This is a genomic window from Micromonospora musae (assembly GCF_003626545.1).
Taxonomy (GTDB): Bacteria; Actinomycetota; Actinomycetes; order Mycobacteriales; family Micromonosporaceae; genus Micromonospora; species Micromonospora musae.
Window position 1 is genome coordinate 374381 of record NZ_RAZS01000006.1, and the last position, 25274, is coordinate 399654.

At 72.4% G+C, this 25274-nt stretch carries 21 protein-coding genes; 10 read left to right on the forward strand and 11 right to left on the reverse strand.

Annotation, left to right across the window (positions count from 1 at the left end):
- Window positions 1–2 precede the first annotated feature (2 nt).
- Entirely contained in the window at window positions 3–851 is an 849-nt protein-coding gene (locus tag D7147_RS19105; protein WP_120679514.1) for a 3-hydroxyacyl-CoA dehydrogenase family protein, read from the forward strand.
- Between the two features lie 37 nt (window positions 852–888).
- Here the strand turns inward: D7147_RS19105 and D7147_RS19110 are convergent, their stop codons facing one another.
- A complete protein-coding gene (locus D7147_RS19110; RefSeq protein ID WP_120679896.1) occupies window positions 889–2115 on the reverse strand; it encodes an MFS transporter in 1227 nt (408 codons plus the stop codon).
- A gap of 59 nt (window positions 2116–2174) precedes the next feature.
- Between D7147_RS19110 and D7147_RS19115 the strand changes: the two genes are divergently transcribed.
- Window positions 2175–3131, forward strand: coding sequence for a helix-turn-helix domain-containing protein (locus tag D7147_RS19115; protein WP_120679516.1), 957 nt, complete (start codon window positions 2175–2177; stop codon window positions 3129–3131).
- 25 nt (window positions 3132–3156) lie between these two features.
- Here D7147_RS19115 and D7147_RS19120 read toward each other — a convergent pair whose 3' ends face one another.
- The gene (locus D7147_RS19120; RefSeq protein WP_120679518.1) at window positions 3157–4002 is read right to left on the reverse strand and encodes an ABC transporter permease; all 846 of its coding nucleotides are present in this window, start codon (window positions 4000–4002) and stop codon (window positions 3157–3159) included.
- A complete protein-coding gene (locus D7147_RS19125) occupies window positions 3999–4847 on the reverse strand; it encodes an ABC transporter ATP-binding protein (protein ID WP_120679520.1) in 849 nt (282 codons plus the stop codon). Before D7147_RS19125 ends, D7147_RS19120 begins: the two co-directional genes overlap by 4 nt.
- A 151-nt stretch (window positions 4848–4998) precedes the next feature.
- On the opposite strand from D7147_RS19125, the gene D7147_RS19130 reads away from it, so the two are divergent.
- Window positions 4999–7005 (forward strand): protein meaA, encoded by a 2007-nt coding sequence (locus tag D7147_RS19130; protein WP_120679522.1) that lies wholly within the window; start codon window positions 4999–5001, stop codon window positions 7003–7005.
- Window positions 7006–7157: 152 nt separating this feature from the next.
- Here the strand turns inward: D7147_RS19130 and D7147_RS19135 are convergent, their stop codons facing one another.
- Entirely contained in the window at window positions 7158–7454 is a 297-nt protein-coding gene (locus D7147_RS19135; RefSeq protein WP_120679898.1) for a DUF1540 domain-containing protein, read from the reverse strand.
- A gap of 1226 nt (window positions 7455–8680) precedes the next feature.
- Here D7147_RS19135 and D7147_RS19140 point away from each other — a divergent pair.
- Entirely contained in the window at window positions 8681–9274 is a 594-nt protein-coding gene (locus D7147_RS19140; RefSeq protein WP_120679524.1) for a hypothetical protein, read from the forward strand.
- A gap of 221 nt (window positions 9275–9495) precedes the next feature.
- Here D7147_RS19140 and D7147_RS19145 read toward each other — a convergent pair whose 3' ends face one another.
- Window positions 9496–10113 carry a DUF4126 domain-containing protein gene (locus D7147_RS19145; protein WP_120679900.1) on the reverse strand — a complete coding sequence of 206 codons (618 nt, stop codon included), beginning with the start codon at window positions 10111–10113 and terminating at the stop codon, window positions 9496–9498.
- A 71-nt stretch (window positions 10114–10184) separates the two neighbouring features.
- Between D7147_RS19145 and nucS the strand changes: the two genes are divergently transcribed.
- Window positions 10185–10844 (forward strand): endonuclease NucS, encoded by a 660-nt coding sequence (gene nucS, locus D7147_RS19150; protein ID WP_120679526.1) that lies wholly within the window; start codon window positions 10185–10187, stop codon window positions 10842–10844.
- A gap of 37 nt (window positions 10845–10881) precedes the next feature.
- Here the strand turns inward: nucS and D7147_RS19155 are convergent, their stop codons facing one another.
- Window positions 10882–12378, reverse strand: a complete 1497-nt coding sequence (locus D7147_RS19155; RefSeq protein ID WP_120679528.1) for an aldehyde dehydrogenase family protein — start codon at window positions 12376–12378, stop codon at window positions 10882–10884.
- Window positions 12379–12629: 251 nt separating this feature from the next.
- Here D7147_RS19155 and D7147_RS19160 point away from each other — a divergent pair, with 251 nt between their 5' ends.
- The 5 genes from D7147_RS19160 to D7147_RS19180 all read left to right on the forward strand — a co-directional run bounded on the left by D7147_RS19160 (window position 12630) and on the right by D7147_RS19180 (window position 17493).
- Window positions 12630–13043, forward strand: a complete 414-nt coding sequence (locus D7147_RS19160) for an FHA domain-containing protein (protein ID WP_120679530.1) — start codon at window positions 12630–12632, stop codon at window positions 13041–13043.
- Between the two features lie 146 nt (window positions 13044–13189).
- The gene (locus D7147_RS19165; RefSeq protein ID WP_199716593.1) at window positions 13190–14263 is read left to right on the forward strand and encodes an alpha/beta hydrolase; all 1074 of its coding nucleotides are present in this window, start codon (window positions 13190–13192) and stop codon (window positions 14261–14263) included.
- Between the two features lie 198 nt (window positions 14264–14461).
- A complete protein-coding gene (locus tag D7147_RS19170) occupies window positions 14462–16252 on the forward strand; it encodes a 3-hydroxyacyl-CoA dehydrogenase family protein (protein WP_120679534.1) in 1791 nt (596 codons plus the stop codon).
- A 37-nt stretch (window positions 16253–16289) separates the two neighbouring features.
- The gene (locus tag D7147_RS19175) at window positions 16290–16616 is read left to right on the forward strand and encodes a hypothetical protein (protein ID WP_120679536.1); all 327 of its coding nucleotides are present in this window, start codon (window positions 16290–16292) and stop codon (window positions 16614–16616) included.
- Window positions 16617–16683: 67 nt separating this feature from the next.
- Window positions 16684–17493 (forward strand): alpha/beta hydrolase, encoded by an 810-nt coding sequence (locus tag D7147_RS19180; protein WP_120679538.1) that lies wholly within the window; start codon window positions 16684–16686, stop codon window positions 17491–17493.
- An 80-nt stretch (window positions 17494–17573) separates the two neighbouring features.
- Here D7147_RS19180 and D7147_RS19185 read toward each other — a convergent pair whose 3' ends face one another.
- From D7147_RS19185 to mce, 5 genes are all read right to left on the reverse strand, one after another.
- Complete coding sequence (locus tag D7147_RS19185; RefSeq protein WP_120679540.1) at window positions 17574–18671, reverse strand: AI-2E family transporter; 1098 nt, start codon at window positions 18669–18671, stop codon at window positions 17574–17576.
- A 365-nt stretch (window positions 18672–19036) separates the two neighbouring features.
- A complete protein-coding gene (locus D7147_RS19190) occupies window positions 19037–21301 on the reverse strand; it encodes a coiled-coil domain-containing protein (RefSeq protein WP_120679542.1) in 2265 nt (754 codons plus the stop codon).
- A gap of 173 nt (window positions 21302–21474) precedes the next feature.
- Entirely contained in the window at window positions 21475–22737 is a 1263-nt protein-coding gene (locus tag D7147_RS19195; protein ID WP_120679544.1) for a DivIVA domain-containing protein, read from the reverse strand.
- Between the two features lie 412 nt (window positions 22738–23149).
- Window positions 23150–24505 carry a crotonyl-CoA carboxylase/reductase gene (gene ccrA, locus D7147_RS19200; protein ID WP_120679546.1) on the reverse strand — a complete coding sequence of 452 codons (1356 nt, stop codon included), beginning with the start codon at window positions 24503–24505 and terminating at the stop codon, window positions 23150–23152.
- Window positions 24506–24791: 286 nt separating this feature from the next.
- Window positions 24792–25262 (reverse strand): methylmalonyl-CoA epimerase, encoded by a 471-nt coding sequence (gene mce / locus D7147_RS19205; protein WP_120679548.1) that lies wholly within the window; start codon window positions 25260–25262, stop codon window positions 24792–24794.
- Window positions 25263–25274 lie beyond the last annotated feature (12 nt).

A 25274-nucleotide genomic window follows, 5' to 3' on the forward strand; every position in this document is an offset into this window, starting at 1 on the left:
AGATGGCGGGTCGACTCGCGGTCGTCGGGGCCGGGTTGATGGGTTCCGGCATCGCCCAGGTGGCGGCGCAGGCGGGCTGGCAGGTGACGCTGCGGGACCTGGACGACGCGGCCACGAAGCGGGGCGTCGACGGCATCCGGAAGTCGCTGGAGAAGTTCGCCGAGAAGGGCAAGATCGAGGCGTCCGAGGTCGAGGCGACGCTCGGTCGGATCAGCGTGACCACCGACCTGGAGGCCGCCGCCGACGCCGACATCGTCGTCGAGGCGGTCTTCGAGCGGCTCGAGATCAAGCACGAGGTGTTTCGGGCGCTCGACAAGATTTGCAAGTCCGACGCCGTCCTCGCCACCAACACCTCCGCCATCCCGGTCACCCAGATCGCCGCGGTCACCGAGCGCCCGGAGGCGGTGGTCGGCACCCACTTCTTCTCCCCGGTGCCGATGATGAAGCTCTGCGAGCTGGTCCGCGGCTACAAGACCAGTGACGCCACGCTCGCCACCGTACGGGCGTTCGCCGAGGAGATCGGCAAGACGGTGGTCGTGGTCAACCGGGACATCGCCGGCTTCGTCACCACCCGGCTGATCGCCGCACTCGTGGTCGAGGCGGTCAAGCTGGTCGAGTCGGGCGTCATCTCGGCCGAGGACCTGGACACGGCCTGCAAGCTGGGCTTCGGCCACGCCATGGGCCCGCTCGCCACCACCGACCTCACCGGCGCCGACGTGCTGCTGCACGCCGCGAAGAACATCTACGCCGACACCGCCGACGAGAAGTTCTTCCCGCCGGAGCTGCTCCAGCGCATGGTCACCGCCGGTGACCTGGGGCGCAAGACCGGCAAGGGCTTCTACACGTACTGAGGACGGCCAGGGCCCGCCACCGGCCGCCTGCCGTCCCTCAGGGTGCGGCGGCGGCCGGGTCGGGCCTGGTCCGATCCTCGACGCCGCCGATCGTGGCGGCGCGCGGAGAGGTACGTCGCAGCCCGGCGGTGAGGGTGAGCGTGGCGACCAGCGACGCCGCGGCCAACAGCGCGACGGCGTGGTACGCCGGCACCAGGTCCGCGACTGCGCCGGCGACGGCGGCGCAGAGCGCCTGCCCGGCCAGCATGCCGTTGTGGTGCAGACCGAGCACCTGACCACGGGCGTCGGACGGCGAGTGGGCGACCAGCCGCTCCTGCAGCGGGAGCGTGGCGGCGTAGCCGACCGAGGCGATCAGCGCGACGGCCATGGCCAGCGGCAGCGGCGGCGCGAGCACGAAGGCCAGGTACGGGAGAGCGAGCAGCAACCGCAGCGGGTGCAGCAACCGCTCGCGGCGGGCCGGGGTCAGGAACCGCCCGACCAGCACGTCCCCGACCAGCATGCCGAGGGCGGCGGCGGCGAGCAGGAAACCGGCGCGGTCACCCGCGTACGGGACGAACAACGCCTCGCAGCCGACGATCAGGCCGCCGGGCAGCCAGAGGTTGAGCAGCAGCGACCGCCGACCGGGGTCGGCCCAGAGCGCCCGGTTCACCCGGAGGGTTCGGGCGACCGTCACCCGCTCGGTCGCCCGAGCCGGATGTTCGGAGAGCCCGAACCAGCCGACCGCCGCGGCCACCGCGCGCAGGGCCAGGGCGAGCAGGAACACCTGGTACGGGCTGAGCCAGACGAGCAGGACGCCGGCCAGCCCGAAGCCGGCGATCTGCATGACGCCGACACTGGTGTTCATCGTGGCGCGAGCCAGGACGTAGGCGTTGGCCGGCAGGATGTCGGTGAGCAGGGCCCAGCGGGCGCCGCCGGTGACCGAGCCGACGTACGCGCTGCCGAAGATGACCGCGAAGCGCGCCCACAGTGGCAGCCCGGGCACGGCCTGCACCGCCGCCCCGGCGGTGACCAGCAACGCGGCGAGGGTCAGCGCCCGGCGGGGCGGCACACTGTCCGCGGCGGAGAGCAGCGTCAGGCTGCCGAGGACACCCGCCAGCGGTGCGCCGAACATGCTCAGCGCGGTGAGCAGAGCCGAGCCGGTCGACGCGTAGGTCAACGCGCCGAGCGCGAGCGCCGACGTGGTGTGCGCGGCGATTCCCGCGCAGTTCGCGAGGAAGAGGTTCCGGAACTCCCGGACCGCGAACAGTTCTGCGTACGTTCTCACGTGCACGATGGTCGGGGGTGCCGGGCCGGTTCTCACAGAGTTACGTCTGGAGGCGAAACGTGGGTGTCTGGCAGGTGCCGTCGGATCTACTCGCGGGCAGCCGCTTCACCGTCTCGCCGATGGTCGAGACGGTCGCGGCGCTGAAGGCGCTGATCAATCCGCGTACCCCGTGGCAGCGGGCCTGGCGAGAGCCGTACGTCGACGCGTTCCGACGGATGCTGGCCGCCCGGCCGGTGGTCCGGGCGCTGCTGCCCGCGTCGTTCTACCCGCGGTGGATGGCGGACTTCCTCACCGTCGCGCCCGCCCTGCCGGACCCGACGTTCGCCTCCGAGCTGGCGACCGTCGCGGCGCTGCCCGACGAGCGGATCCGGGCCGACCTGCGGGCCACCCGCCCGGAGCCGCTCGCCGCCGAGCTGCTGGCGGACGGCCTCACCGCTGAGGTGGTGGGGCTCCTGCGCTGGGTCTGGGCGCACACCGTCGAGCCGGAGTGGCCGGAGCGGGAACGCCGGCTGCGGGCGGACATCGTGGCTCGCACCGCGGCGTTGAGCACGCGCGGCTGGGCCGGGGTGCTGGCCGACCTCAACCGCGACATGCGGTGGTTGGGGGAGGGCCGCCTCCAGATCAACGACTACCCCGACCCGGCGCTGTCGCTGCACCGGGCCGAGCAGCTGATCTTCCTGCCCGCGCACTGCCCGCGCGGCTGGGTGGTCTGGGACCTGCCGACCCGGTTCGGGATGGTCTATCCGGCGCGCGGGATCCTGGTCGACCCCACCTCACCCGCGCCCGACGGACTGGCCCGGCTGATCGGCGCGAACCGGGCCGACATCCTGGCTCGGCTGGAGTCGCCGTTGAGCACGTCGCATCTGGTGGCGCTCACCGGGCTCTCCCTCGGGACGGTGAGCGACCACCTACGGGTGCTGCTCGACGCCGGGGCCGTCGACAAACGACGCTCCGGGCGCGAGGTGCTCTACTGGCGTACGCCGCTCGGTGCCGCGCTCGTCGCCACCGGCGGGTGACAGGTGTCGTCCGGCGACGATCGCGTCAGCCGTCGCGGCGGGTGGTCCAGCGGAAGGTGGTCAGGCAGAGCAGCAGGCCGATCACGCACCAGGCGCCGAGCACGAGCGCGACCCGGCCGAGCTCGAAGGAGCCGCCCGCCTCCTGCGCCCCGAAGCCGTCCGGCAGGAAGACCGAGCGCAGGCCCTGGCACATCCACTTGAGCGGGAAGAGCGCGGCCACCTGCTGCATCCAGGTGGGCAGCTCGGTGAAGACGAAGAACACCCCGGAGATGAACTGGAGCACCAGCGCCAGCGGGGTGACCACGGCGGAGCCGCTGCGTGCGGTGCGGGCCAGCGACGAGATGGCGATGCCACAGAGCGTGCAGGCGGTCACTCCGAGCACCGCCACCCAGGCGAAGGTGAGCCAGCGTCCGGCGGTGGCCGGCAGGTCGAGGTCGAAGAAGGCGGCCGAGACGGCGAGCAGCAGCACGGTCTCCACCACGCCGATCGCCACCACCATGATCACCTTGCCGGCGAAGTACACCCACTTCGGCATCGGCGTGCCCCGGTAGCGCTTCAGCACCCCGCGGTCGCGCTCGATGGGGATCCAGATCCCGAGGTTCTGGAAGCTGACGGTCATCAGGCCGGTGGCGATCATGCCGGTGATGAAGTACTGGGTGTAGCTGACCCCGGGCGCGATCTCGTTGTTGAAGATCGCCGCGAAGATCAGGATCATGATCACCGGGAAGCCCATCGTGAAGACGACGGACTCCCGGCTGCGGAGGAACTGGGTGATCTCCAGCCGGCCCTGCCGCAGCCCGAGCGCGACCGGGCCGACCCGTCGGGGCGCGGTGGCGGCGAGCGGCGCCGCGGGCTTCGTGGTGGTGGTCATCGGTGTCCGATCATCGTGAGGTAGACGTCTTCCAGGGTCGGCCGGGTCACGGTCAGGCCCGGCACCTCGCCGCCGAAACGCCCGGCCAGCTCCGCCACCAGCGCCGTCGGCGTCGCGCTCTGGACGCTCTCCACGACCCCCTCCGGGGTACGCCAGGAGACGGTCGTCAGGGCCGACTGCCGGTTGCCGAGCTGCTCGGGCGTGGACACCTCCACGATCCGGCCGCCCGCGATCACCCCGACCCGGTCGGCCAGCTCCTCGGCCTCGTCGAGGTAGTGGGTCGTGAGCACGATCGTGGTGCCCGCCGCGGCCAGGTCGCGGATCAGTCCCCAGAACTCCCGCCGCGCCTCCGGGTCGAAGCCGGTGGTCGGCTCGTCCAGGAAGAGCAGCTCGGGGCGGCCGACGATGCCCAGCGCCACGTCGAGGCGGCGCTTCTGCCCGCCGGAGAGGCTGTGCGTACGGGCCCGCGCCTTGTCGGTGAGCCCGACCCGGGCGATGACCTTCTCCGGATCGTCCGCGTCCGGGTAGAAGCCGGCGAAGTGCCGCACCACCTCGCCCACGGTCAGCTCGTCGAACTCGCCGGTGCCCTGGAGCACGATCCCGACCCGGGAGCGCCAGTCGGCGGCCGGGGCGGCCGGGTCGCTGCCGAGCACCCGGACCTCGCCCGCGTCGCGTCGGCGATAGCCCTCCAGGATCTCCACCGTGGTGGTCTTGCCCGCCCCGTTCGGGCCGAGCAGGGCGAAGACCTCGCCCCGGCGGACGTCGAGGTCCACGCCGGCCACCGCGACGTTGTCGCCGTACGCCTTGCGCAGCCCTCGTACGGCGATCGCCAGCTCGTTCTCCATGCCGTCAAGTGTGCTGCCTGGCTGCGGTGCCAGACCGCGCGGGGTGTGGTGATCGGAGCCAGGTCACGCCGTTCCTGCCCGGCTGTCTCCGCCATGGACGTGTGTAATTTTCCACAGCCGGTTTTACTGAACGGTAACTTAGACTCCCGTCATGGACGAGAAGGGTCTCCCTGGCCGGTTGCCCGAGCGCGACCGTCCGTGGGTGATGCGCACGTACGCCGGGCACAGCTCGGCCGCCGCGACCAACGCCCTCTTCCGCCGCAACCTGGCCAAGGGGCAGACCGGTCTCTCGGTCGCCTTCGATCTGCCCACCCAGACCGGGTACGACCCGGATCACGAGCTCGCCGTCGGCGAGGTGGGCCGCGTCGGCGTCCCCGTCGCCCACCTCGGCGACATGCGGGCCCTCTTCGACGGCATCCCGCTCGCCCGGATGAACACCTCGATGACCATCAACGCCCCCGCGATGTGGCTGCTCGCCCTCTACGGGACGGTCGCCACGGAGCAGGGCTGGACCGCCTCGATGCTCACCGGCACCACCCAGAACGACATCATCAAGGAGTACCTCTCCCGGGGAACGCACATCTTCCCGCCGGCGGCGTCGCTCCGGCTCACCGCCGACGTCGTCGCGCACGCCCTCGAGGCGATGCCGAGATGGAACCCGGTCAACATCTGCTCGTACCACCTCCAGGAGGCCGGCGCGACGCCGGTGCAGGAGGTGGGCTTCGCGCTGGCCACCGCGGTCGCCGTGCTCGACGCGGTCCGCGACTGCGGCCAGGTGCCCGCCGAGCGAATGGGCGACGTGGTGCAGCGCCTGTCGTTCTTCGTCAACGCCGGGGTGCGCTTCGTCGAGGAGGTCGCCAAGATGCGGGCCTTCGGCGCGCTCTGGGACGAGATCACCCGCGACCGGTACGGCGTGACCGACCCGAAGCAGCGCCGGTTCCGCTACGGGGTGCAGGTCAACTCGCTCGGCCTGACCGCGGCGCAGCCAGAGAACAACATCCAGCGGATCGTGCTGGAGATGCTCGGCGTCACGCTCTCCCGCGACGCCCGGGCCCGCGCGGTGCAGCTGCCCGCCTGGAACGAGGCGCTCGGTCTGCCCCGCCCCTGGGACCAGCAGTGGTCGCTGCGGATGCAGCAGGTGCTCGCGTACGAGTCGGACCTCCTCGAGTACCCGGACCTCTTCGCGGGCTCGCACGTGATGACGGCGCTGGTCGACGGGCTCGTCGCCGGGGCGCGGACCGAGCTGCAGAAGGTGCTGGAGATGGGGGGCGTGGTCGCCGCGGTGGAGACCGGCTACCTCAAGAGCGCCCTGGTCGCCTCGCTGGCACAGCGGCGGCACCGGATGGAGGTCGGCTCGGACGTGGTGGTGGGCGTCAACCGGTTCACCGAGACCGAGCCCTCCCCGCTCACCGCGACCGGCGCCGGGGCGATCGAGCAGGTCGACCCGGCGGTGGAGGCCGACGCGGCGATCGCCGTACGCCGCTGGCGCGCCGAGCGGGACGCGGCGGCGGCGGATGCCGCGCTGACCCGGCTGCAGGCCGACGCGGCGAGCACGACGAACCTGATGCCGGCCACGCTCGCCTGCGTACGGGCCGGTGTGACCACGGGGGAGTGGGCGGGAGCGCTGCGCCAGGTCTTCGGCGAGTACCGGGCGCCCACCGGGCTGACCGCGACCGCCGCCGCCGGGGCGGACCCGGGGCTCGCCGCCGTCCGGCAGCGGGTCATCGCGACCGCCCGCGACCTGGGTGCCGGTCGGCTGCGGCTGCTCGTCGGCAAGCCGGGACTGGACGGGCACTCCAACGGCGCCGAGCAGATCGCCGTACGCGCCCGCGACGCCGGCTTCGAGGTGATCTACCAGGGGATCCGGCTGACCGCCGGGCAGATCGTGGCGGCCGCCGTGGAGGAGGACGTCGACCTGGTCGGGCTCTCCGTCCTCTCCGGCTCCCACCTCGCGGCGGTGCCCGCCGTGCTCGACGGGCTACGTGCCGCCGGGCGGGGGGACCTTCCGGTGGTGGTCGGCGGCATCATTCCGGCCCCGGACGCGGAGCAGCTACGGGCCGCCGGGGTGGCCCGGGTCTTCACCCCCAGGGACTTCGCCCTCACCGGGGTGGTGGACGAGCTGGTCACCGTGATCCGCGAGGCGAACGGGCTGACCTGATCCCGCGCCCACGATGAGCGCCTCTCGGCGGTGCCGGCCTTCGGCGCTGTCGACGCTTCCTGGCGGGCGCCCGCCTCGGCGCTGCCGGCGCCCTTGGCGGTGCTGCTTCTGGCGCTGCGGCCGTCGGCGTTCGCGGGTGGCGGTTGCCGGCCTCAGCGTTCGGCGTAGGTGATGCAGTCGGCCAGGTCGTTGTCCGGGCCGACCCGGATGGCCGGTGCGTGGCACTCCAACTGCTCGTTGTGCCGGCAGTCGGCGCGCTGGCAGGCGCCGACCTGAGCGGTCAGTTCTGCCACCCCGGCGCGGACCGGCAGCTGTACGAAGGTGTGACAGTGGGCGTGGTCGGGGCTGCCGATCGTGATGGCGAAGGCGTGGCAGTCGCCGGTGTGGTTGTACGCGCACGAGGCGACCACACACTCCTCGACGCGGGGCATCTGCATCGCCGCGGTCATCTCGACCTCCTTGAGAGCCTGCGGGTCACCCGGCCGATCCGGACTCACCGGCTGCCAGAAATGGCGGCCGGCCCCGATCTCGCCGCGTACCGCTGTGACCTCCATCGGACCACCGCCGATCTCCCGATTTCCGGAATTCGAGCACTTTGACCCCCATGAACGTGCCGGAGCCTTTTCGCCGCCGGGTACCCGGGCCACCGGTGATCGACTCGGGGTCCGTGGAGGTCGGGGTGTCCGGGTGGTGCGGATGCCCCGACCTCAAGGAACCCGAGTCGACCCTTGACCTGATCGGCCGGCGGCACGGGCCGGATCGCGTGCGGGATGGCTGTCGTGCCGATCCCGGCCACTCTTGGGGTTGATCGACTCGACGTGCCTGCTTTTCGGGGCGTCCCGGCGGGGTGATGCCCCGACCTTGCGGCCCCGAATCGACCTATGAGGGGATCGGGCCGGTCCCCCCGGCAGAGCCGGGTCGCTGTGCGCGACCCATCGCCTTCTCCCGGGCTCGCAAACCGGATATATCGCGCTCATCGCCCCGTGCGCGTCGGTGATCGACTCGGGTTCCTTGATGTCGGGGTGTCCCGGTCGCGTGATGCCCCGACTTCAAGGACCCCGAGTCGATCACGAGCGGCGCCTGGGGTGATTGGCGAACGGTGTCCGGTTCACGTGCGCGCAGCCTGGGGTGCGGCCACCCCAGGCTGATGGTTTGGGCGGTTTCGGGGTGTGACCGGTGGCATCCTCAGGCCGGAATCGTGGCCGGGTCGCGGGCGTTGAACACCCCCGACGGCCGAGGTAGCAGCCCCGCCCGATGGCCCGTCCGCCCGGACCGAGCCGCGAGGCTCCCCGGGAATGACGGTGGCCTGCCGGTCGTTGAACACGGTCCCGCCGCACGACCCCCTCCCGGGTCGCAGCGGGCCACGGTCACCGAGCCTCCCGAAGCCCCGGGCACGTCGCCGGGAATCATGGCGGGCCGCCGGTCGTTGAACCCGGTCCCGCAAGCCCCCGAGACCCCCGGGCATGTCGCCGGGAATGATGGCGGGTCGCCGACCGTTGAACACCGTCCCGGCGCGGTGAAGCCCCCCCGCTTCGCCCCGGGACACCGGGCCCCGCGAACTCCCTCTCGCGGAAGCGCCCACTCAGACTTTCCCCCCTTTTTGAAGCGCCCGAGCGTGGCGCTGACCTGCACACCCCCCCCGGGTGTGGGTCATCACCCCCGAAGGAGCTTTGACATGAACACGATCATGCGTAAGAGCGTTCTCGGTATCGCTGGTCTCGCGTTCGCCGGTGGTGTCATCGGCGGCCCCGTCGCCGCCCACGCCGCCACCCCGGCGGTGGATGCCAAGCCCGTCGCTGTCGTGCAGGCTGACAAGCCGGGTGTGGACAAGGGCAAGCTGATGCCCAACGGCACCCACGGCACCCAGTCCCGCATCAACCTCGACGACGAGCAGACCGCCAATGTGAAGGCGATCATCGCCGCGACGAAGAAGTCGGACATGAACGAGCGGGCCGCGGTCATCTCCATCGCCACCAGCCTGCAGGAGTCGAAGCTGCACAACCTGGGTCACCTCGGTGACGCCAACGACCACGACTCGCTGGGCCTGTTCCAGCAGCGCCCGACCTCGGGTTGGGGTACGCCGGAGCAGATCACCGACCCGCAGTACTCCACCACCGCGTTCCTCAAGGGCCTCAAGCAGGTCGACGGCTGGCAGGACATGCCGCTGACCGACGCCGCCCAGACCGTGCAGGTGTCGGCCTACCCGGACGCGTACGCGCAGTGGGAGCAGCAGGCCGCCGACCTCGTGGCCCAGTACTGGAACAGCTGACAACCAAACAGCACGACCAACCGCTGGCCGGCACCCATCACGGGTGCCGGCCAGCGGCGTATCCACTTGGGTCTGTTCCATAAGACCGTGCCCGGCTGCGCCGGCCCCAGGCGGCGACGGTTCGTCCGGATACAACACCGGGGGTATCCGCACGAACCTCCGCCTTGCCGGACCGCCGTCTGGGGCTCGGCTCGCTCGGGCGAGCCTTGTGAAAACGGACCCTAGACGCGGAAGCCGGCTGCTCGGGCCGCCTCCAGCTCCCGGCGCCGGTCGGCGCGCCGGCGCCGGAACCAGAAGAGGAAGGCGAGCAGTCCGGCCAGGAACAGCAGGACGAGCACCGGCAGCAGGATCGCCACCACCGACACCACGGCGCTCGTCGCGTCCTCGGCGGTGCTCGCCACCGGCGCGCCCACCCCAGCGGTGGTCGCGTTGATGACGGGACGGGCGGCGGACTTGAGCAGGTGCACGCCGAACGCGATGAGCACGCCGGTCACGACCGGCACCCACTCGTGCGACGAGAAGAAGTTGCCCGGGTCGCTCACCGTGACCGTCTCGGCGGTCGAGCCCGCACCGAAGGCCAGACCGCCTGCGGTCGGGCGTACGACCGTCTGCACCACGTCGTTGACGTGGTCGAGCACCGGCACCTTGTCGGCGACCACCTCGACGGAGAGCAGCGCCGCCAGGATGACGAGGACCCAGCCGTCGCCGAGCCAGGCCCAGCCGCTCGGTAGGTCGATCAGGTCGGTGTAGCGGGCGAGCAGACCCATGGTGAGCAGGGGGATGTAGGCGTTCAGTCCGGCCGAGGCGGCGAGGCCGGTTCCGGTGAGGAGTTCGAACACGGTCACAGCATCCCATCGGCACGCCAGTGCCGCTCGACGGCGATCCCCGGCTACTCCGCTACCCTCGTCGGGTGCGGTTGGTGATTGCGAAGTGCTCGGTGGACTACGTCGGACGGCTCTCGGCTCACCTGCCGCCGGCCACCCGACTGCTCATGGTCAAGGCGGACGGATCGGTCTCCATCCACGCCGACGACCGTGCGTACAAGCCACTGAACTGGATGAGCCCGCCCTGCCGGCTGGAGGAGGCCCCCGGGGTGTGGCGGGTGGTCAACAAGGCCGGCGAGGAGCTGCGGATCACCCTCGAGGAGATCTTCCAGGACACCTCGTACGAGCTGGGGGTGGACCCCGGCCTGCGCAAGGACGGCGTCGAGGCGCACCTGCAGGAGCTGCTCGCCGCCAACCCGGAGACCCTCGGCGAGGGGTTCACGCTGGTCCGGCGCGAGTACATGACCGCCATCGGCCCGGTCGACCTGCTCTGCCGGGACGCCGACTCGGGTGCGGTCGCGGTGGAGGTGAAGCGGCGCGGCGAGATCGACGGGGTGGAGCAGCTCACCCGCTATCTCGAACTGCTCAACCGGGACCCGCTGCTCGCACCGGTCGCCGGCGTCTTCGCCGCACAGGAGATCAAGCCGCAGGCCCGGGTGCTCGCCACCGACCGGGGCATCCGCTGCGTGGTGGTCGACTACGACAAGCTACGCGGCATCGAGCGCGACGAGCTGACCCTCTTCTGAGGCTGCGCCGGCCCACTGCTGGGTCGGTCGCCGGCGCTCACCGGCCGTACATCGTCTTGACGACCTTCACGAGCCGGTCGACGTCGGCCGGGGTGCGGTCGAAGGTCATCGAGGGCAGCAGCGAGCGGGCTCGACGCCGGGTGATCGCCTTGGCTCGGCTGAACTCGCGCAGCCCGTCCGCGCCGTGGATCCGGCCGAAGCCCGAGTCGCCGACCCCGCCGAACGGCAGGGTGGACATTCCGGCGAAGGTCAGCGTCGAGTTGACCGAGGCCATGCCGGAGCGTAGCCGCCGGGCGGCCGCCATGGCGCGACGCCGGCCGAAGACCGAGCCGCCCAGCCCGTACGGGAGGGCGTTCGCGCGGTCGACGGCCTCGTCGACGTCGCGGACCCGGTTGATGGTGAGGGTCGGCCCGAACGTCTCCTCCCGTACGGCGGCGGAGTCCTCCGGCACGTCGACGAGCACCGTCGGGCGCACGTACGGCGGCTGCACCGCGTCCGTGCCGCCCAGCACGGCCCGCCCACCCCGGGCGAGCGCGTCGTCGATGTGCCGGCGGATCACGTCGATCTGGGCGGGCATCGTGATCGGGCCGAGGTCCGCACCGTCGGGGCCCACGGTCAGCCGGCCTGCCCGGTCGACCACCTTCGCCACGAACGTGTCGAAGACCGGTTCGACGGCGTAGACCCGTTCGATGCCGATGCAGGTCTGCCCGGCGTTGGTCAGCGCCCCCCAGACGCACGCCTCGGCGGCCGCGTCCAGGTCGGCGTCGCTGTCGACGATCATGGCGTCCTTGCCGCCCGCCTCGATGAGCACCGGCGTGAGCGACTCGGCGCAGGCGGCCATCACCTTCCGGGCGGTCGCGCTGGAACCGGTGAAGGCGAGCTTGCCCACCCCGGAGCGGCAGAGCGCCGCACCCACGTCGCCGAGCCCGTGCACCGCGGTGAGGACGGGCTGCTCCGGCGCCACCTCCGCGAACGTGTCCACGAGCCACTGCCCCACCGCGGGCGTGTACTCGCTGGGTTTCAGGACGACCGCGTTACCGGCCGCCAGCGCGTACGCCGTCGAGCCGACGGGGGTGAGGACCGGGTAGTTCCACGGACCGATGACGCCGACCACCCCGTACGGCTGGTACTCCAGGTGACCGGAGAACTCGGCGAGGATGAGCCGGGATCGGACCCGGCGTGGACCGAGCGTCCGCCGGGCGTTGCGGGCGGCCCAGTCGATGTGCTCGACGGCGGTGACGATCTCGACGATCCCGTCGGCGACCGGCTTGCCGCCTTCGAGGTGCATCAGCTCGGCGAGCTCTTCGATCCGCCGGGCGAGCAGGGCCCGCCAGCGCAGCAGCCGTTCCCGGCGACCGGCGAAGCCGAGCGACGCCCACCACTGTCCGGCCGTGCCGGCGCGTTCGACAGCCGCAGTGACGTCGGCCGGGGTGGCGACCGGGAAGCGTCCCGCCTCCGCACCGGTGGCCGGGCTGGTGGAGACCAGGAGGCCGTCTTCGATGGCCGGGGCGCCGGGGACATGCACAGCCGTCATGGCGGGAGTCTAGACCCGAGTATTACTCGCCGGTAGGGGTGATTCGACCGCTGTGCCCGGGTCTTCGGCGCGTCCCCGGTCCTCGCGACCAGCGCGGCGGCACGATGGAGCTGTCGGTCCGCCGCCCGAACCGGCTAACGGAAGGTGTACGGCCGGGGGCGTGGAGGTGTCCGCCCGGCCATGGAGGTGACTACCGTCTGGTGGCACTCTGATGCGGGGAGTGAGGGTGTGGGGTGGAGGGCTGACTGTCCATGGAGGAGCTTCCGGAACTGCTGCCGTTGTTGACGGTCGCCGGTGGTCCGATGCGCGGGGCGAGCTTCCGGCTTCGAGCCGAGGCTCAGTTGATCGGTCGGGCGCCGGCGGCCCACGTCTCCGTCGCCGACCCGCATCTGAGCCGGCGGCACGCCGAGGTGTGGCTCACGCCCGAGGGAGCCTGGCTGCGTGACCTCGGCTCGACCAACGGCACCTGGCTGAACGACCGCCGGATCGGGGGGCTGGAGCAGCTCACCGACGGGGATGTCATCCGGCTCGGCCGTACCGAGCTGCGCTTCTTCGACCCGGGGGTGGCCCGTACCGACCCGGTCGGGCTCCGGTTCGGCCCGGCCCGGCGCGACCACCGACCGACGTTGCCGCTGCCCTTGCCGACGCCTCCGGTGCTGCGCTGACACAGGCCCCACGCGGCGCGGAGAGTCAGGAAGGTCGACGGCACGTGTCGAGGGGTCTCCGGGCCGGAGCCCGGCGAACGACCACACCTTCGGCCCGCCCCGGATGGGAGTCGGCCACATGGACGGCCGGCAGCCGGGGTGGCAGCATGCCGCGGATGGAGACCGAGCAGCGGATCGTCACGGCGAACGGCATCACCCAGTCGGTACGGGTCGCCGGTCCGCCGGACGGAGTGCCGGTGCTGCTCGTGCACGGCAACTGCTCGTCCGCGCTGTTCTGGGAGCCCCTGGTCCGGCGCCTGCCGGGAACCCTGCGGATCGTCGCGCCCGACCTGCGCGGCTACGGCGACACGCAGACCGCCCCGGTGGACGCCACCCGGGGGCTGCGTGACTTCGCCGACGACGTGGCCGCCCTGCTCGACGAGCCGACCCTCTTCGCCGCGCCGGACGTCCGCCCGCTGGTGGTCGGGCACTCGCTCGGCGGGGGAGTGGCGATGAGCCTGCTGATCGACCACCCCGACCGGGTGGCCGGGCTGCTGCTCGCCGCCCCCGTCTCCCCGTACGGCTTCGGCGGCACCCGCGACGTGACCGGCACCCCGACCACCGCCGACTTCGCCGGCACCGGCGCGGGCACCGCCAACTCCGACTTCGTGCGCCGGCTCGCCGCGCAGGACCGCGGCGACGACGCCCCGGCGAGCCCGCGCAGCGTGCTGCGGGGCACCTACGTGGCGGACCCGACGTCGCTCGGCGGGGACGAGGAGCTGCTGCTCGACAGCGTCCTGTCGACCTCCACCGGGGACGACAACTACCCGGGCACCTCGGTCGCCTCGGTGAACTGGCCGGGCAGCGCACCGGGTGAGCGCGGCGTGCTGAACGCCCTCGCCCCCACGTACCTCCGGGTCGCCGACGACCTGGTCGCGGTCACGCCGAAGCCGCCGATCACCTGGATCCGCGGCGACGCCGACGTGATCGTGTCCGACACCTCGCTCTTCGACCTGGCGTACCTCGGTTCGCTCGGCGTCGTGCCCGGCTGGCCGGGCGAGGCGGAGTGTCCGCCGCAGCCGATGGTCGGGCAGACCCGGGCGGTACTGGACCGGTACGCCGCGGCCGGCGGCGCGTACCGCGAGGTGGTGCTCCCCGGCTGCGGGCACAGCCCGCACCTCGAACGGCCGGCCGAGTTCGTCGCGGAACTGCTGGCGCTGACCGATCACGCGGCCGTCTGACGACCCACCGCCGGGCCGGCGCCGGCCGCGCCCGGACGACGAGGCGAGGCCGCCGGTCGTGGCGGTCGCTGCCGGAAGCGGGCGCGCTGGGTGAAATATGCCACGGCTTCTCGACAACCCGGCGGTGCATGGCAGACTCGCGCGCATGACTTAGCGGCCGTTCAAGTGGCCGTGCGGAGCGTACTGGGGAGGCCGGTCATGGCACGCGAGTTCACCAGCGTGGGCGTCGTCGGGCTGGGCACCATGGGTGCCGGCATCGTGGAGGTCTTCGCCCGCAACGGCATCGACGTGGTCGCCGTCGAGATCTCCGCGCCGGCCCTGGAGCGCGGCCAGGCCACCCTCACCCGCTCCACCGACCGGGCGGTCGCCAAGGGCAAGCTCGACCCGGCCGACCGGGACGCGCTGCTCGACCGGGTCACCTTCGCCGTCGGCCTCGACGCGCTGCACGCCGTCGACCTGGTCATCGAGGCGGTCCCCGAGCACCTCGACCTGAAGCAGCGGATCTTCGCCGAGCTGGACCGGGTCTGCAAGCCCGACGCCATCCTGGCCACCAACACCTCGTCGTTGAGCGTCACCGAGATCTCCGTGGCCACCAGCCGGCCCAACCAGGTGATCGGCATCCACTTCTTCAACCCGGCGCCCGTGATGAAGCTCGTCGAGGTGATCCGCACGGTCGTCACCTCGGCCGACGTGGTCGCCGACGTGGAGGCGCTCTGCGCCCGGCTCGGCAAGGTCGACGTCACCATCAACGACCGCGCGGGCTTCATCGCCAACGCCCTGCTCTTCGGCTACCTGAACCACGCGGTCGCCCTGTTCGAGTCGAACTACGCCAGCCGGGAGGACATCGACGCCGCCATGAAGCTCGGCTGCGGCCTGCCGATGGGCCCGCTGGCGCTGATGGACCTGATCGGGGTCGACACCGCGTACGAGATCCTGGACACGATGTACCGGCGCGGTGGACGGGACCGCCGGCACGCGCCGGTGCCGCTGATCAAGCAGATGGTCACGGCCGGTCTGCTCGGTCGCAAGTCCGGCCGCGGCTTCTACACCTACGAGCGGCCAGGTTCGCCGGTGGTCGTACCGGACGAGGCGACGCCGGTGGCCCCGGCGGACGCGTTCAGCGAGGGCGGCCGGGCCATCGCCAAGGTCGGTGTGGTCGGCTCCGGGACGATGGCCACCGGGATCATCGAGGTCTTCGCCCGGGCCGGCTACGAGGTCGTCTCGGTGACCCGGGGCGCGGAGAAGTCCGCGAGCATCTGCGAGGCGGTGAAGACCTCGCTCAACAAGGGCGTCGTCCGGGGCAAGCTCAGCGAGGAGGAGCGGGACGGCGCGCTCGGCCGGATCACCTGGTCGGCCACGCTCGACCACCTCGCCGACGTCGACCTCGTCGTCGAGGCGGTCGTCGAGGAGCTGAGTGTGAAGAAGGCGCTCTTCGCCAGCCTCGACGAGATCTGCAAGCCCGGCGTCGTCCTCGCCACCACCACCTCCTCGCTGCCGGTGATCGAGATGGCGATGGCCACCCAGCGGCCGGCGGACGTGGTCGGGCTGCACTTCTTCAACCCGGCCCCGGTCATGCAGCTGGTCGAGGTGGTACGCACCATCCGGACCGCACCGGAGACCGTCGCCACCGCCCGTGCGGTCTGCGCCGCGCTCGGCAAGAGCTCGGTCGTCTGCGGCGACCGCTCCGGGTTCGTCGTCAACGCGCTGCTCTTCCCGTACCTCAACGACGCGGTGAAGATGCTGGAGGCGAGCTACTCGACCACGGACGACATCGACCACGCCATGAAGCTGGGCTGCGGCTACCCGATGGGCCCGTTCGAGCTGCTCGACGTGGTCGGGCTGGACGTCGCGCTCGCCATCCAGCGGGAGCTCTACCTGGAGCTGCGGGAGCCGGGCTTCGCCCCCGCGCCGCTGCTGGAGCACCTGGTCACCGCCGGCTACCTGGGCCGCAAGACCGGCCGGGGCTTCCGCGACCACACCCACCGCTGACCCCGGGCCTCCGCGAGCCAGCCGTACGCTTGACGACGTGAGTCCCCGTCGTAACCGTCCCCGCCGGGACGAGAACCCGGACCTGGACGCCGAGCGGGCGCGCCAGGGCATCGGCTCGGTGCAGCAGTGGCGCGACGGCGAGTGGCAGGTACGCGCGATCAGCGGGGGCTCCTCGGTCAAGACGTACCGCTGCCCCGGGTGCGATCAGGAGATCCGCCCCGGGGTGCCGCACGTGGTCGCCTGGCCGGCGGACGGCCGGGGCGACCTGAGCGACCGCCGTCACTGGCACCGCGGTTGCTGGGGCGCGCGGGACCGGCGCGGTCCGGTGATCCAGCGCGGCCGGGGCGCGCCCCGGTACGGCTGAGCGATCTGCGTCACCCTGTTTCCTCCCCGGGCGGGCGGGTTCCACGCCGTCGCGCCAGACTTGACCGGTGAGCACACCGATCCGCGCGTCCTCCGTCCTCCCCGCCAAGCGGGAGGAGATCGAGCTGCACACCGCCGACGGGCTGCGCCTCGTCGGCGAGCTGGCTCGCCCGCTCGACCGGGAACCGGTGGCCACCCTGGTCTGCCTGCACCCGCTGCCGACGCACGGCGGGATGATGGACAGCCACGTCTTCCGCAAGGCCGCCTGGCGGCTGCCCGCGCTGGCCGACGTCGCGGTGCTGCGCTTCAACACCAGGGGCACCAGCAGCCTCCGGGGCACCAGCGAGGGGACGTTCGACAACGCGGTAGGTGAGCGCTACGACGTGGCCGCCGCGATCGAGTACGCCGAGTTCGAGGAGCTGCCGAACATCTGGCTGCTCGGCTGGTCGTTCGGCACCGACCTGATCCTGAAGTACGGCTGCGACCCCGCCCTCACCGGCGCGATCCTGCTCTCCCCGCCGCTGCGCTACTCCAAGCCGGAGGACCTCGCCCAGTGGGCGCAGTCGGGTCGGCCGCTGACGGCGCTGGTGCCCGAGTTCGACGACTACCTGCGCCCGGAGGAGGCGCGGAAGCGGTTCGCGGCGGTGCCGCAGGCCGAGGTGATCGGGGTGTCCGGGGCGAAGCATCTCTGGGTCGGTGACGCGGAGCGGGTGCTCGACGAGGTGGTCCACCGGGTCAACCCGGCCGTCGCCGTGCCGCTCCCCACCACCTGGGACGGCCCGATGGAGACCGGCGACGTCAGCGCGTACGCCGACCGGACGGTGGCCTCCTTCGCCGACCGGCCGGTGCCGGGTCCGCCGCAGGCCCACGCGGGCTGAACGGGCCGGTGGGCGCGGCACCCGGCGCGGCACAGCCCACCCAGCCCGGGCGCGCGGGGCGCGGACCCGCCGACCGCCGGTCAGCGTGACTGCTGTCGGGGCAGCACCACCTCGCGCAGGATGATCTGGATGGCGGCCACCGTCGGGATGGCGATCACCGCGCCCACCACTCCGATCAGCCCGACGCCGAGCAGCGCGGCGAGCAGGGCTGCCACCTCGTTGACGTGCACCGAGCGGCGCATCACCTTCGGGTAGATGAGGTAGTTCTCCACCTGCTGGTAGACGAGGAAGAAGACCACGCAGGCGATGCCCGCGGAGAGGTCGGTGGCGAAGCCGACCAGGGTCACGATCACCGCGCCGAGAGTCGCCCCGATCTGCGGGATCAGGTCGGTCACCGCGACCACCACGGCCAGCGCCATCGGGTACGCCAGCCCGACGATCAGGGCGAAGACGAACGTGCTCACCCCGGCGAGCACCGCGATGCAGAGCGCGCCCACCATGTAGGCGCCGACCCGGGTGAGGATCTCGTCGCCGATGAGCTGCACCCGCTCCCGCCGCGACGCGGGCACCAGCGAGTAGCCGAGGGCCCGCAGGCGGTTGAAGTACGCCAGGAAGTAGATGGTCAGCACCAGCACGGTCAGGGCGCGGAAGATGGTGCCGAAGATCAGTTGGGCGCCGCCGAGCACGCCACCGAGGGCGCGTCCCACGGTCTCCGCGTTCACCGCGCCCTGCACCTTCTGCACCAGGTCGTACCGCTCGACCAGGTCGTTGACGGTCTCGCTGCGGCGCAGCTGCTCGATGTAGTTCGGCAGCTGTTCGATGAACTGCCCGGACTGGGTGATGATCGGCGGCACGAGCGCGAACACGCCGCCGCAGAGCAGCAGCAGCACGGCGAACGCGACGAGCGCGACGGAGAGGCCGTGCGGCAGGCCCCAGCGGCGCAGCCGGACCACCGCCGGATGGAGGCCGATCGCGAGGAAGAGCGCGATCACCACCAGGACGAGGATCCCGAACGCGTTGCGCAGACCGAGATAGAGGGCGTACGCGGCGAGCAGGCCGAGCCCACCGGTGAAGCCGACCAGGAAACTGTTGCGCCGCAGCGGACGCCCCCGCGGCCCGAAGCGCCCCGAGCCGGTGGCCGGTGCGGGGTCGCTCGGATCGTCCGGGGATTCCCCCACAGTGGTGGCGTCCGGGCGGGGCGGGCTCGCCCCCTGCGGTGCCGGAGTGCGCCGGGGCCCCCGGCCCCGCTCCGGCTGCCCCGCCTCGGCCCGCTCCGGATCCGGTCCGTCGGCCCTCGGCCCGTCCTGCGTCACCAGTCCTCCGGTCAGGTTCGGCGACTGCGCCGCCTCATCCGCGTCTCGGGCCTGCTCCTGGCACCGGCCCTGACCGGAGAGTACTGGCTGCCGGCGGGCCGTACCGTCCGCAATCCCGGTCGGCGGCCGCGCTGCCACTCAGCGGCGACCGCCGCGGGAGGGCGAGCGGTCCCGCCGGGTTCGGATCCGGTTCGGTGGGGCCGGCCGCCGCGTCCGTCCGGCGGGCCGGGTCACTCCTTCTCGACCGAGACCGTGTTGGGTTTGGCCGCCCGCTCGTCGGTGGTCGGCTTGCTGGGCCGCTTCCCGTTCTCACCCGTGCTGGTGATCTTCGTGGGGGTCGCGCCCCGGCCACCCTCGCCGGGTACCGCGGCGACCGTCGGCTCGCCGTCCACGGCCGCACCGGCGGCGCCGTCGTCGACGGTGGTGACCGGCTCGCCCACCGGGCGGGCCTTCGGCTGGCCGCTCGCCTGCGACTCGCCCTCGCCCTCGGCGGTCACCGGCTCGGGCCGGGTACCGGCGGCGCTCGCGCCCGCGGCGCCCTTTCCGGACGCGCTGCCCGCCCCGGCGGGCTGCGCCGGGCTCTCGGTGGCCTGCGCGGTCGCGCCGACCGGCTGGGGCTTGCCGTCCGGCTGCGTCCTGCCGCCGCCCGGCTCGCCCTTGACACCGCTCGGGCGGGACGTACCCGCCGGCGTCGCCGTCGGGTCGGTACCCGCACCGCGTCCCGCGTCGACGGGCCGGGCCGCCACGGCCGGACCCGCGGCCGCCGTGGTCGCGCCGGCGGGCGGAGGCGAGGTGGGGCCGTCGGAGCCGGCCGGCGCCGTCGCGAGCTGACCCCGCAGCTCGACCAGTTGCCGCTGGAGCTCGTCGGACTCCTGGCGCGACGTCCACGTCTCCTGGCGCAGATCGGCGAGCTTCTGCTGCGCCTGCGCGATCTCCAGCATCACCTGTGCGAGCTGCTGCCGGCCGGACGCGACCTCCTGCTGCGTCGCCGCGAGGTGCTGCTGGGTGGTGGCCAGGGCCTGCTGGGTCGTCGCCGCGTACTCCTCGAACTGCCGCCGGGACGTCGCGACGTGCTCGTCGGCCGTGCGACGCTTCTCGGTCGCCTCCGTCTCGGCCCGGCGCAGCAGCTCGGTGGCCTGCTCCTCGGCCTGCCGGCGCAGCGTGACGGCATCCCGCTCGGCGGCCTGCCGGACGCGGTCGGCGCCCTGCTCGATCTCGTTCTTGCGCGTCGTGTACTCGGTCTCCAGCTGGTCGCGCCGGGCGGTGAACTCGGTCTCGAGCTCCTGCTGGCGGCGCGTGGTCGTCGTCTCCAGCTCCTGCCGGCGGCGCGTGAAGGTCGTCTCCAGCTCCTGCTGGCGGGACTTGTGCTGCTTCTCCAGGTCGTCGCGGCGCTTCGCGAACTCCTGCTCGGCAGCGGCCCGGCGCTGAGCCAGCTCGCGATCCGCGGTCTCCCGTCGGGAGTTGACCTCCTTCTCCACGCCGGCCCGCCAGGCGCCCAGCTCCTGCTGGGTCTGCGCCCGCGACTGCTGCACGTACGACTCGGTCTCGCTCCGCATCCGCTGCACGTACGCCTCGGTCTCGGCGCGGCTGCGCTTTGCGGTCTCGCTCGCCTGCGTCGTGATCCGCTCCGCCTCCTGCTGCGCCTTCGCCCGGGTGGCCCGCCCCGCCATCGCGGCGTCGTCGATGGTCTGCTTCGCCTCCCGCTGTGCCTTGGCGTGGCTGGCCCGCCCGGCCTCGGTCGCCTGGTCGACGAGGCGCTTCGCCTCCTGCTGGGCCTTCGCGTGCACCTCCTTGGCGGCGTCCCGCAGGTCGGTGGCCTCCTGCTGCGCCTTGGCCAGCGTCGACCGGGCGGCCTCGCGCAGCTTGGTGGACTCCTGCTGGGCCCGGGTGTGGATCTCCTTGGCCGCCTCCCGGAGTTGGTTCGCCTCCTGCTGCGCCCTGGTCAGCTCGTCCTGCGCGTTGCGGCGCAGCTTCGCGGACTCCTCCTTGGCGGTGCGCAGCGCGGCCTCCGACTCGGCCTTGCGCGCGGCGGCCTGCCGCTCCTCCTCGGAGCGCCGCGCGGCGAGGGCGATCTCGAAGTCCTTCAGCGCCTTCTCGGCCTGCTCGCGGGCGTCCTCGATGATGTGCTCGGCGGCGGCCCGGCGGGAGTCGATCTCGTCGTTGGCGACGCGGAGGATCTCCTCCGCCTGCTCCTCGGCGAGGGTGAGGATGTGCTCGACGCGGGGGCCGAGGTGCCGGAAGGACGCCCGGTCCACCACGCCGACCTGTTTGCGCACCTGGGCGAGGTCGCGCTGGAGCACCTCGACCTGGCCGGCGAGCTTGTGGATCTGTGTGTACGCCTGCTCCCGCTCTGCCGCGAGAGCCGTGATCTCATGCTCCGCTCGCGCGACGTACCGGTCGACCTGCTTCTTCTCGTACCCCCGCAGAGCGGTCTCGAAGCTGGGCTCCGTGGCCACGTCCCCGCCGAGAGCGAACAGTTCCTCGCCGTGCGACATGCCCTCATCCTCACACGCAACGGGCCCTCCTGGGGCGATACGGACGCCCCTGTCGGCCCTACTTCACTCGGGTCGTACCGGTGGATAACAGTGGGTGGCGAAAAGCGTGCGGCGCGGGGGGCACCGGTCACCCGGTGCCCCCCGCGCCGCGTCATGCCCCGGCCTGTGGTTCGTCAGCCAGCCGATTCCGCGGCCACCTTGTCGCCGCCGGACTTGCCGGCCTCGGGCTTGGCCTCCGCCGCCGCGGCCTGCCCGTTCGGCACACCCGGCACGATGCCGGCGAGGCCGGAGAGCATCTGACCCAGCTGCGACGTCACCGCGTCCTTCTGGCGGGTGAGGTCCTCGACCTCGCGACGGGCCGCCTGCGTGGTCAGCTCGGCCTCCGTCCGCGCCTCGCTGAGCAGGCGCTGCGACTCCGCCCGCGCCTCGGTGAGGGTCTTGTCGGCGAGCGCCTTGGCCTTGTCGATCGTCTCGGCGGAGCTGCGCTCCGACTCGACCCGGCGGGCCTCCGCGCGCTGCTCGATCTCCTTCGCCCGCTCCTGCGCGGCGCGGGCCCGCTGCTCGGCCTCGCTGACCATCTTCTGGGTCTGCGCCACCTGGGCGGCGTGCCGCTCGGACTCCTCGCGCTCGGCCTTCTCCCGGCGCTCGGCGAGCTGGAGCTCCAGGGCCTGGAGGTCCTTGTCGCGCTTGTCCCGCGCGTCGGTGAGCAGCTTCGTCGCCTCGGCCCGCTTCTCCTCGGCCTCCCGGGCGGCCTTCGCCCGCTGCTGGGTGATCTCCCGCTCGGCGGTGGCCCGGAGGGTCGCCACCTCCCGCTCGACGGTGGACTTCAGCTCGGCCACCTCGTGCGCGGTCACCGTGCGCAGCTGCTTGGTCTCGCGGTCGGCGTCGGCGCGCAGCGTGTCGGCCTCGCGGCGGGCCTGGACGCGGACCTCGGCGGCCTCCCGCTCGGCGGCGGTGCGCAGGTTGCCGGCCTCGCGCTCGGCGGTGGCCTTCATCGCGGCCGCCTCGGCGCGGGCCTTGTCGGTGATCTCCCGCGCCTCGAGGCGGGCGGCGGAGAGAATCCCCTCCGACTCGCGCTTGGCCTCGTTGCGGTGGTCGTTGGCCTGCTCCTCCGCCAGTCGGAGGATCTGCTCGACGCGAGTGCCGAGGCCGGAGAGCGTCGGCCGGCTGTTCTCCTCGAGCTGCTTGTTGGTGTCCGTGAGCTTCTGCTCCAGTGCGGCCACGCGCTGGTCGGCCTGGCGGAGCCGACGCTGGGCGTCGTTCATCCGCTGCTCGGCCTCGGCGCGGGCCTGCTCGGACTGGGTGAGCGCGGCGGTCATCCGGCCGAGGAAGTCATCGACCTGGTGGGTGTTGTATCCGCGCAGGCCAACCGTGAAATCTGGCTGTGAGTTCGCGTTATCGAAGAACGCGAGAGGGGAGGATTGCTGCTGGGGCATTGGGACATACTGGCAGACGCCCCAGGGTGCTCCGCAAGAGCGGTACGAACCTTTCGAGTCCTCTTTACATGGTCAACTTCCGCTCGTCACGAGACCGGGCCGGGCACCGATCTTGGCAGCTCCGGGGTGGGTCGGGTCGGCCGCCGCCGGTCGGCGAAAAGGGGCTCACTACGACACCGGCCGGGCCCTTTGTGCGTACCCCGCGTCAGTACGCGAATGGGACGCCGACCGCCCGCCGGAAAGGCGGCGGTGTGGCCCCGCATTGGTCGACGAGTCCTCGCCCGGGTCGCCGGTCCCGCGCCGGCCGCGGGCGGTTCGCCGTGCGGGAGCGGCGGCGAACCGCTCCGCGCCGCGGCGGCCGGCGCGGACGCTCCCGACCGTCACGGCCGCACCGGGCGAACGGTAGTCGCCGTCAGTGACCGCGGAACCGGTTGATCGCGTGCTCGTGCCGGGCGCGCAGCTCCGGGTCGCGGACGCCGAGGCCGTCGCGGGGCGCGAGGCAGCGGACGCCGACCTTGCCCTGGTGGGCGTTGCGGTGCACCTCGTACGCGGCCTGGCCGGTCCGCTCCAGCGGGTAGGTCCTCGACACCGTCGGGTGCACCCGACCCAGGGCCACCAACCGGTTCGCCTGCCACGCCTCGTGGTAGTTGGCGAAGTGGCTGCCGATGATTCGCTTCAGGTGCATCCAGAGGTAACGGTTGTCGTACTGGTGCTGGTAGCCGCTGGTCGACGCGCAGGTGACGACGGTGCCGCCGCGTTTGGCGACGAAGACGCTGGCGCCGAAGGTCTCCCGGCCGGGGTGCTCGAAGACGATGTCCGGGTCCTCGCCGCCGGTCAGCGCTCTGATCCGTTCGCCGAAGCGGCGCCACTCGTCGGCGTCCTGGGTCTGCTCGTCCCGCCAGAACCGGAACCCCTCGGCGGTGCGGTCGATGACCAGTTCGGCGCCCATCTTCCGGCACAGCTCGGCCTTCTCCGGCGAGGAGACCACGCAGACCGGGATCGCGCCCCCGTTCAGGGCCAGCTGGGTGGCGTAGCCACCGAGGCCACCGGAGGCACCCCAGATCAGCACCACGTCGCCCTGCTTCATGCCGGCGCCGTGCTGCGAGACGAGCTGCCGGTACGCGGTCGAGTTGACGAGTCCCGGGCTGGCCGCCTCCTCCCAGCTGAGGTGCCGCGGCTTCGGCATCAGCTGGTTGGCCTTGACCACGGCCAGCTCGGCGAGGCCGCCGAAGTTGGTCTCGAAGCCCCAGATCCGCTGCTGCGGGTCGAGCATCGTGTCGTCGTGGCCGGCGGAGTCCTCCAGCTCCACGGAGAGGCAGTGCGCCACCACCTCGTCGCCGGGTTGCCAGCGGGTCACCCCGGGCCCGGTACGCAGCACCACGCCGGCCGCGTCCGAACCGACCACGTGGTACGGCAGGTCGTGCCGGCGGGTCAGCTCGGAGAGCCGCCCGTAGCGCTGGAGGAACTTGAAGGTGGGCAGCGGCTCGAAGATGCTCGTCCAGACGGTGTTGTAGTTGATGGCGCTGGCCATCACGGCCACCAGCGCCTCGCCGGGGCCCAGCTCGGGGGTCGGCACCTCCTGGACGTGCAGCGCCTTGCGTGGGTCCTTGTCGCGGGCCGCCATTCCGTCGAAGATGCGGGTCTCGTCGGCCCGTACCACGACGCCGTGGTAGCTCTCCGGCACCGGCAGGCCGGCGATCGCGGCGAGTTCCCGCCCCGGCTGGTCGGAGCCCTCGGCAGCCATGATTGCTTCGAGGATGTCCTGCACGGTGACCTCCCGTTCGTCCGCACCCGCACGCGCGGGACTGGGTGCTGCCATCGTCGGCGCCGGGACGAGCGGCCACCATGTCGGCGTCCGACACATCGTGGCGCGGTTGCGTCCCTGCTGGAGGCGGACGTTACTGAACGGTAGCTAGGGCGGGAAGTCCCCTGTGAACAATTGCATCCACCGATGCGTGAAGGTGTCCGGGCGGCCGTCGCACCGCGCAGACTCGCGCTCGCCGGGCGGTCCGCGGGGCCCCGGCCGCGCGACAGGCGGCGGCCGGGGCGCCCGGTCAGTGCGCCGCGGGTTCGACCAGCTCCACCAGCACGCCGCCGGCGTCCTTCGGGTGGACGAAGTTGATCCGGGAGTTCGCGGTGCCGCGTCGCGGCTCGTCGTAGAGCAGCCGCATTCCGCGCTCGCGCAGCGCCGCGCAGGCCGCGTCCACGTCCGTCACGGTGTACGCCACCTGCTGCACCCCGGGGCCGTTGCGGTCGAGGAACTTCGCGATGGTGGACTCCGGCGTGAGCGGGGCGAGCAGCTGCACGCAGCCCCCCTCGACGTCGGGGCCGACGGCGAGCATCGCCTCGCGTACGCCCTGCTCGGTGTTGGTCTCGGTGTGCACGCAGCGCATCCCGAACGTCTTCTGGTAGAAGTCGATCGCGGCGTCCAGGTCGGCGACGGCGATGCCGACGTGATCGATTCGCCGTAGCCCGATGTCTGTGACGTAGTCCGCAGCGGGCTCGGCGGGGGAGTTCTCTGCCATGACGCTAGTCTG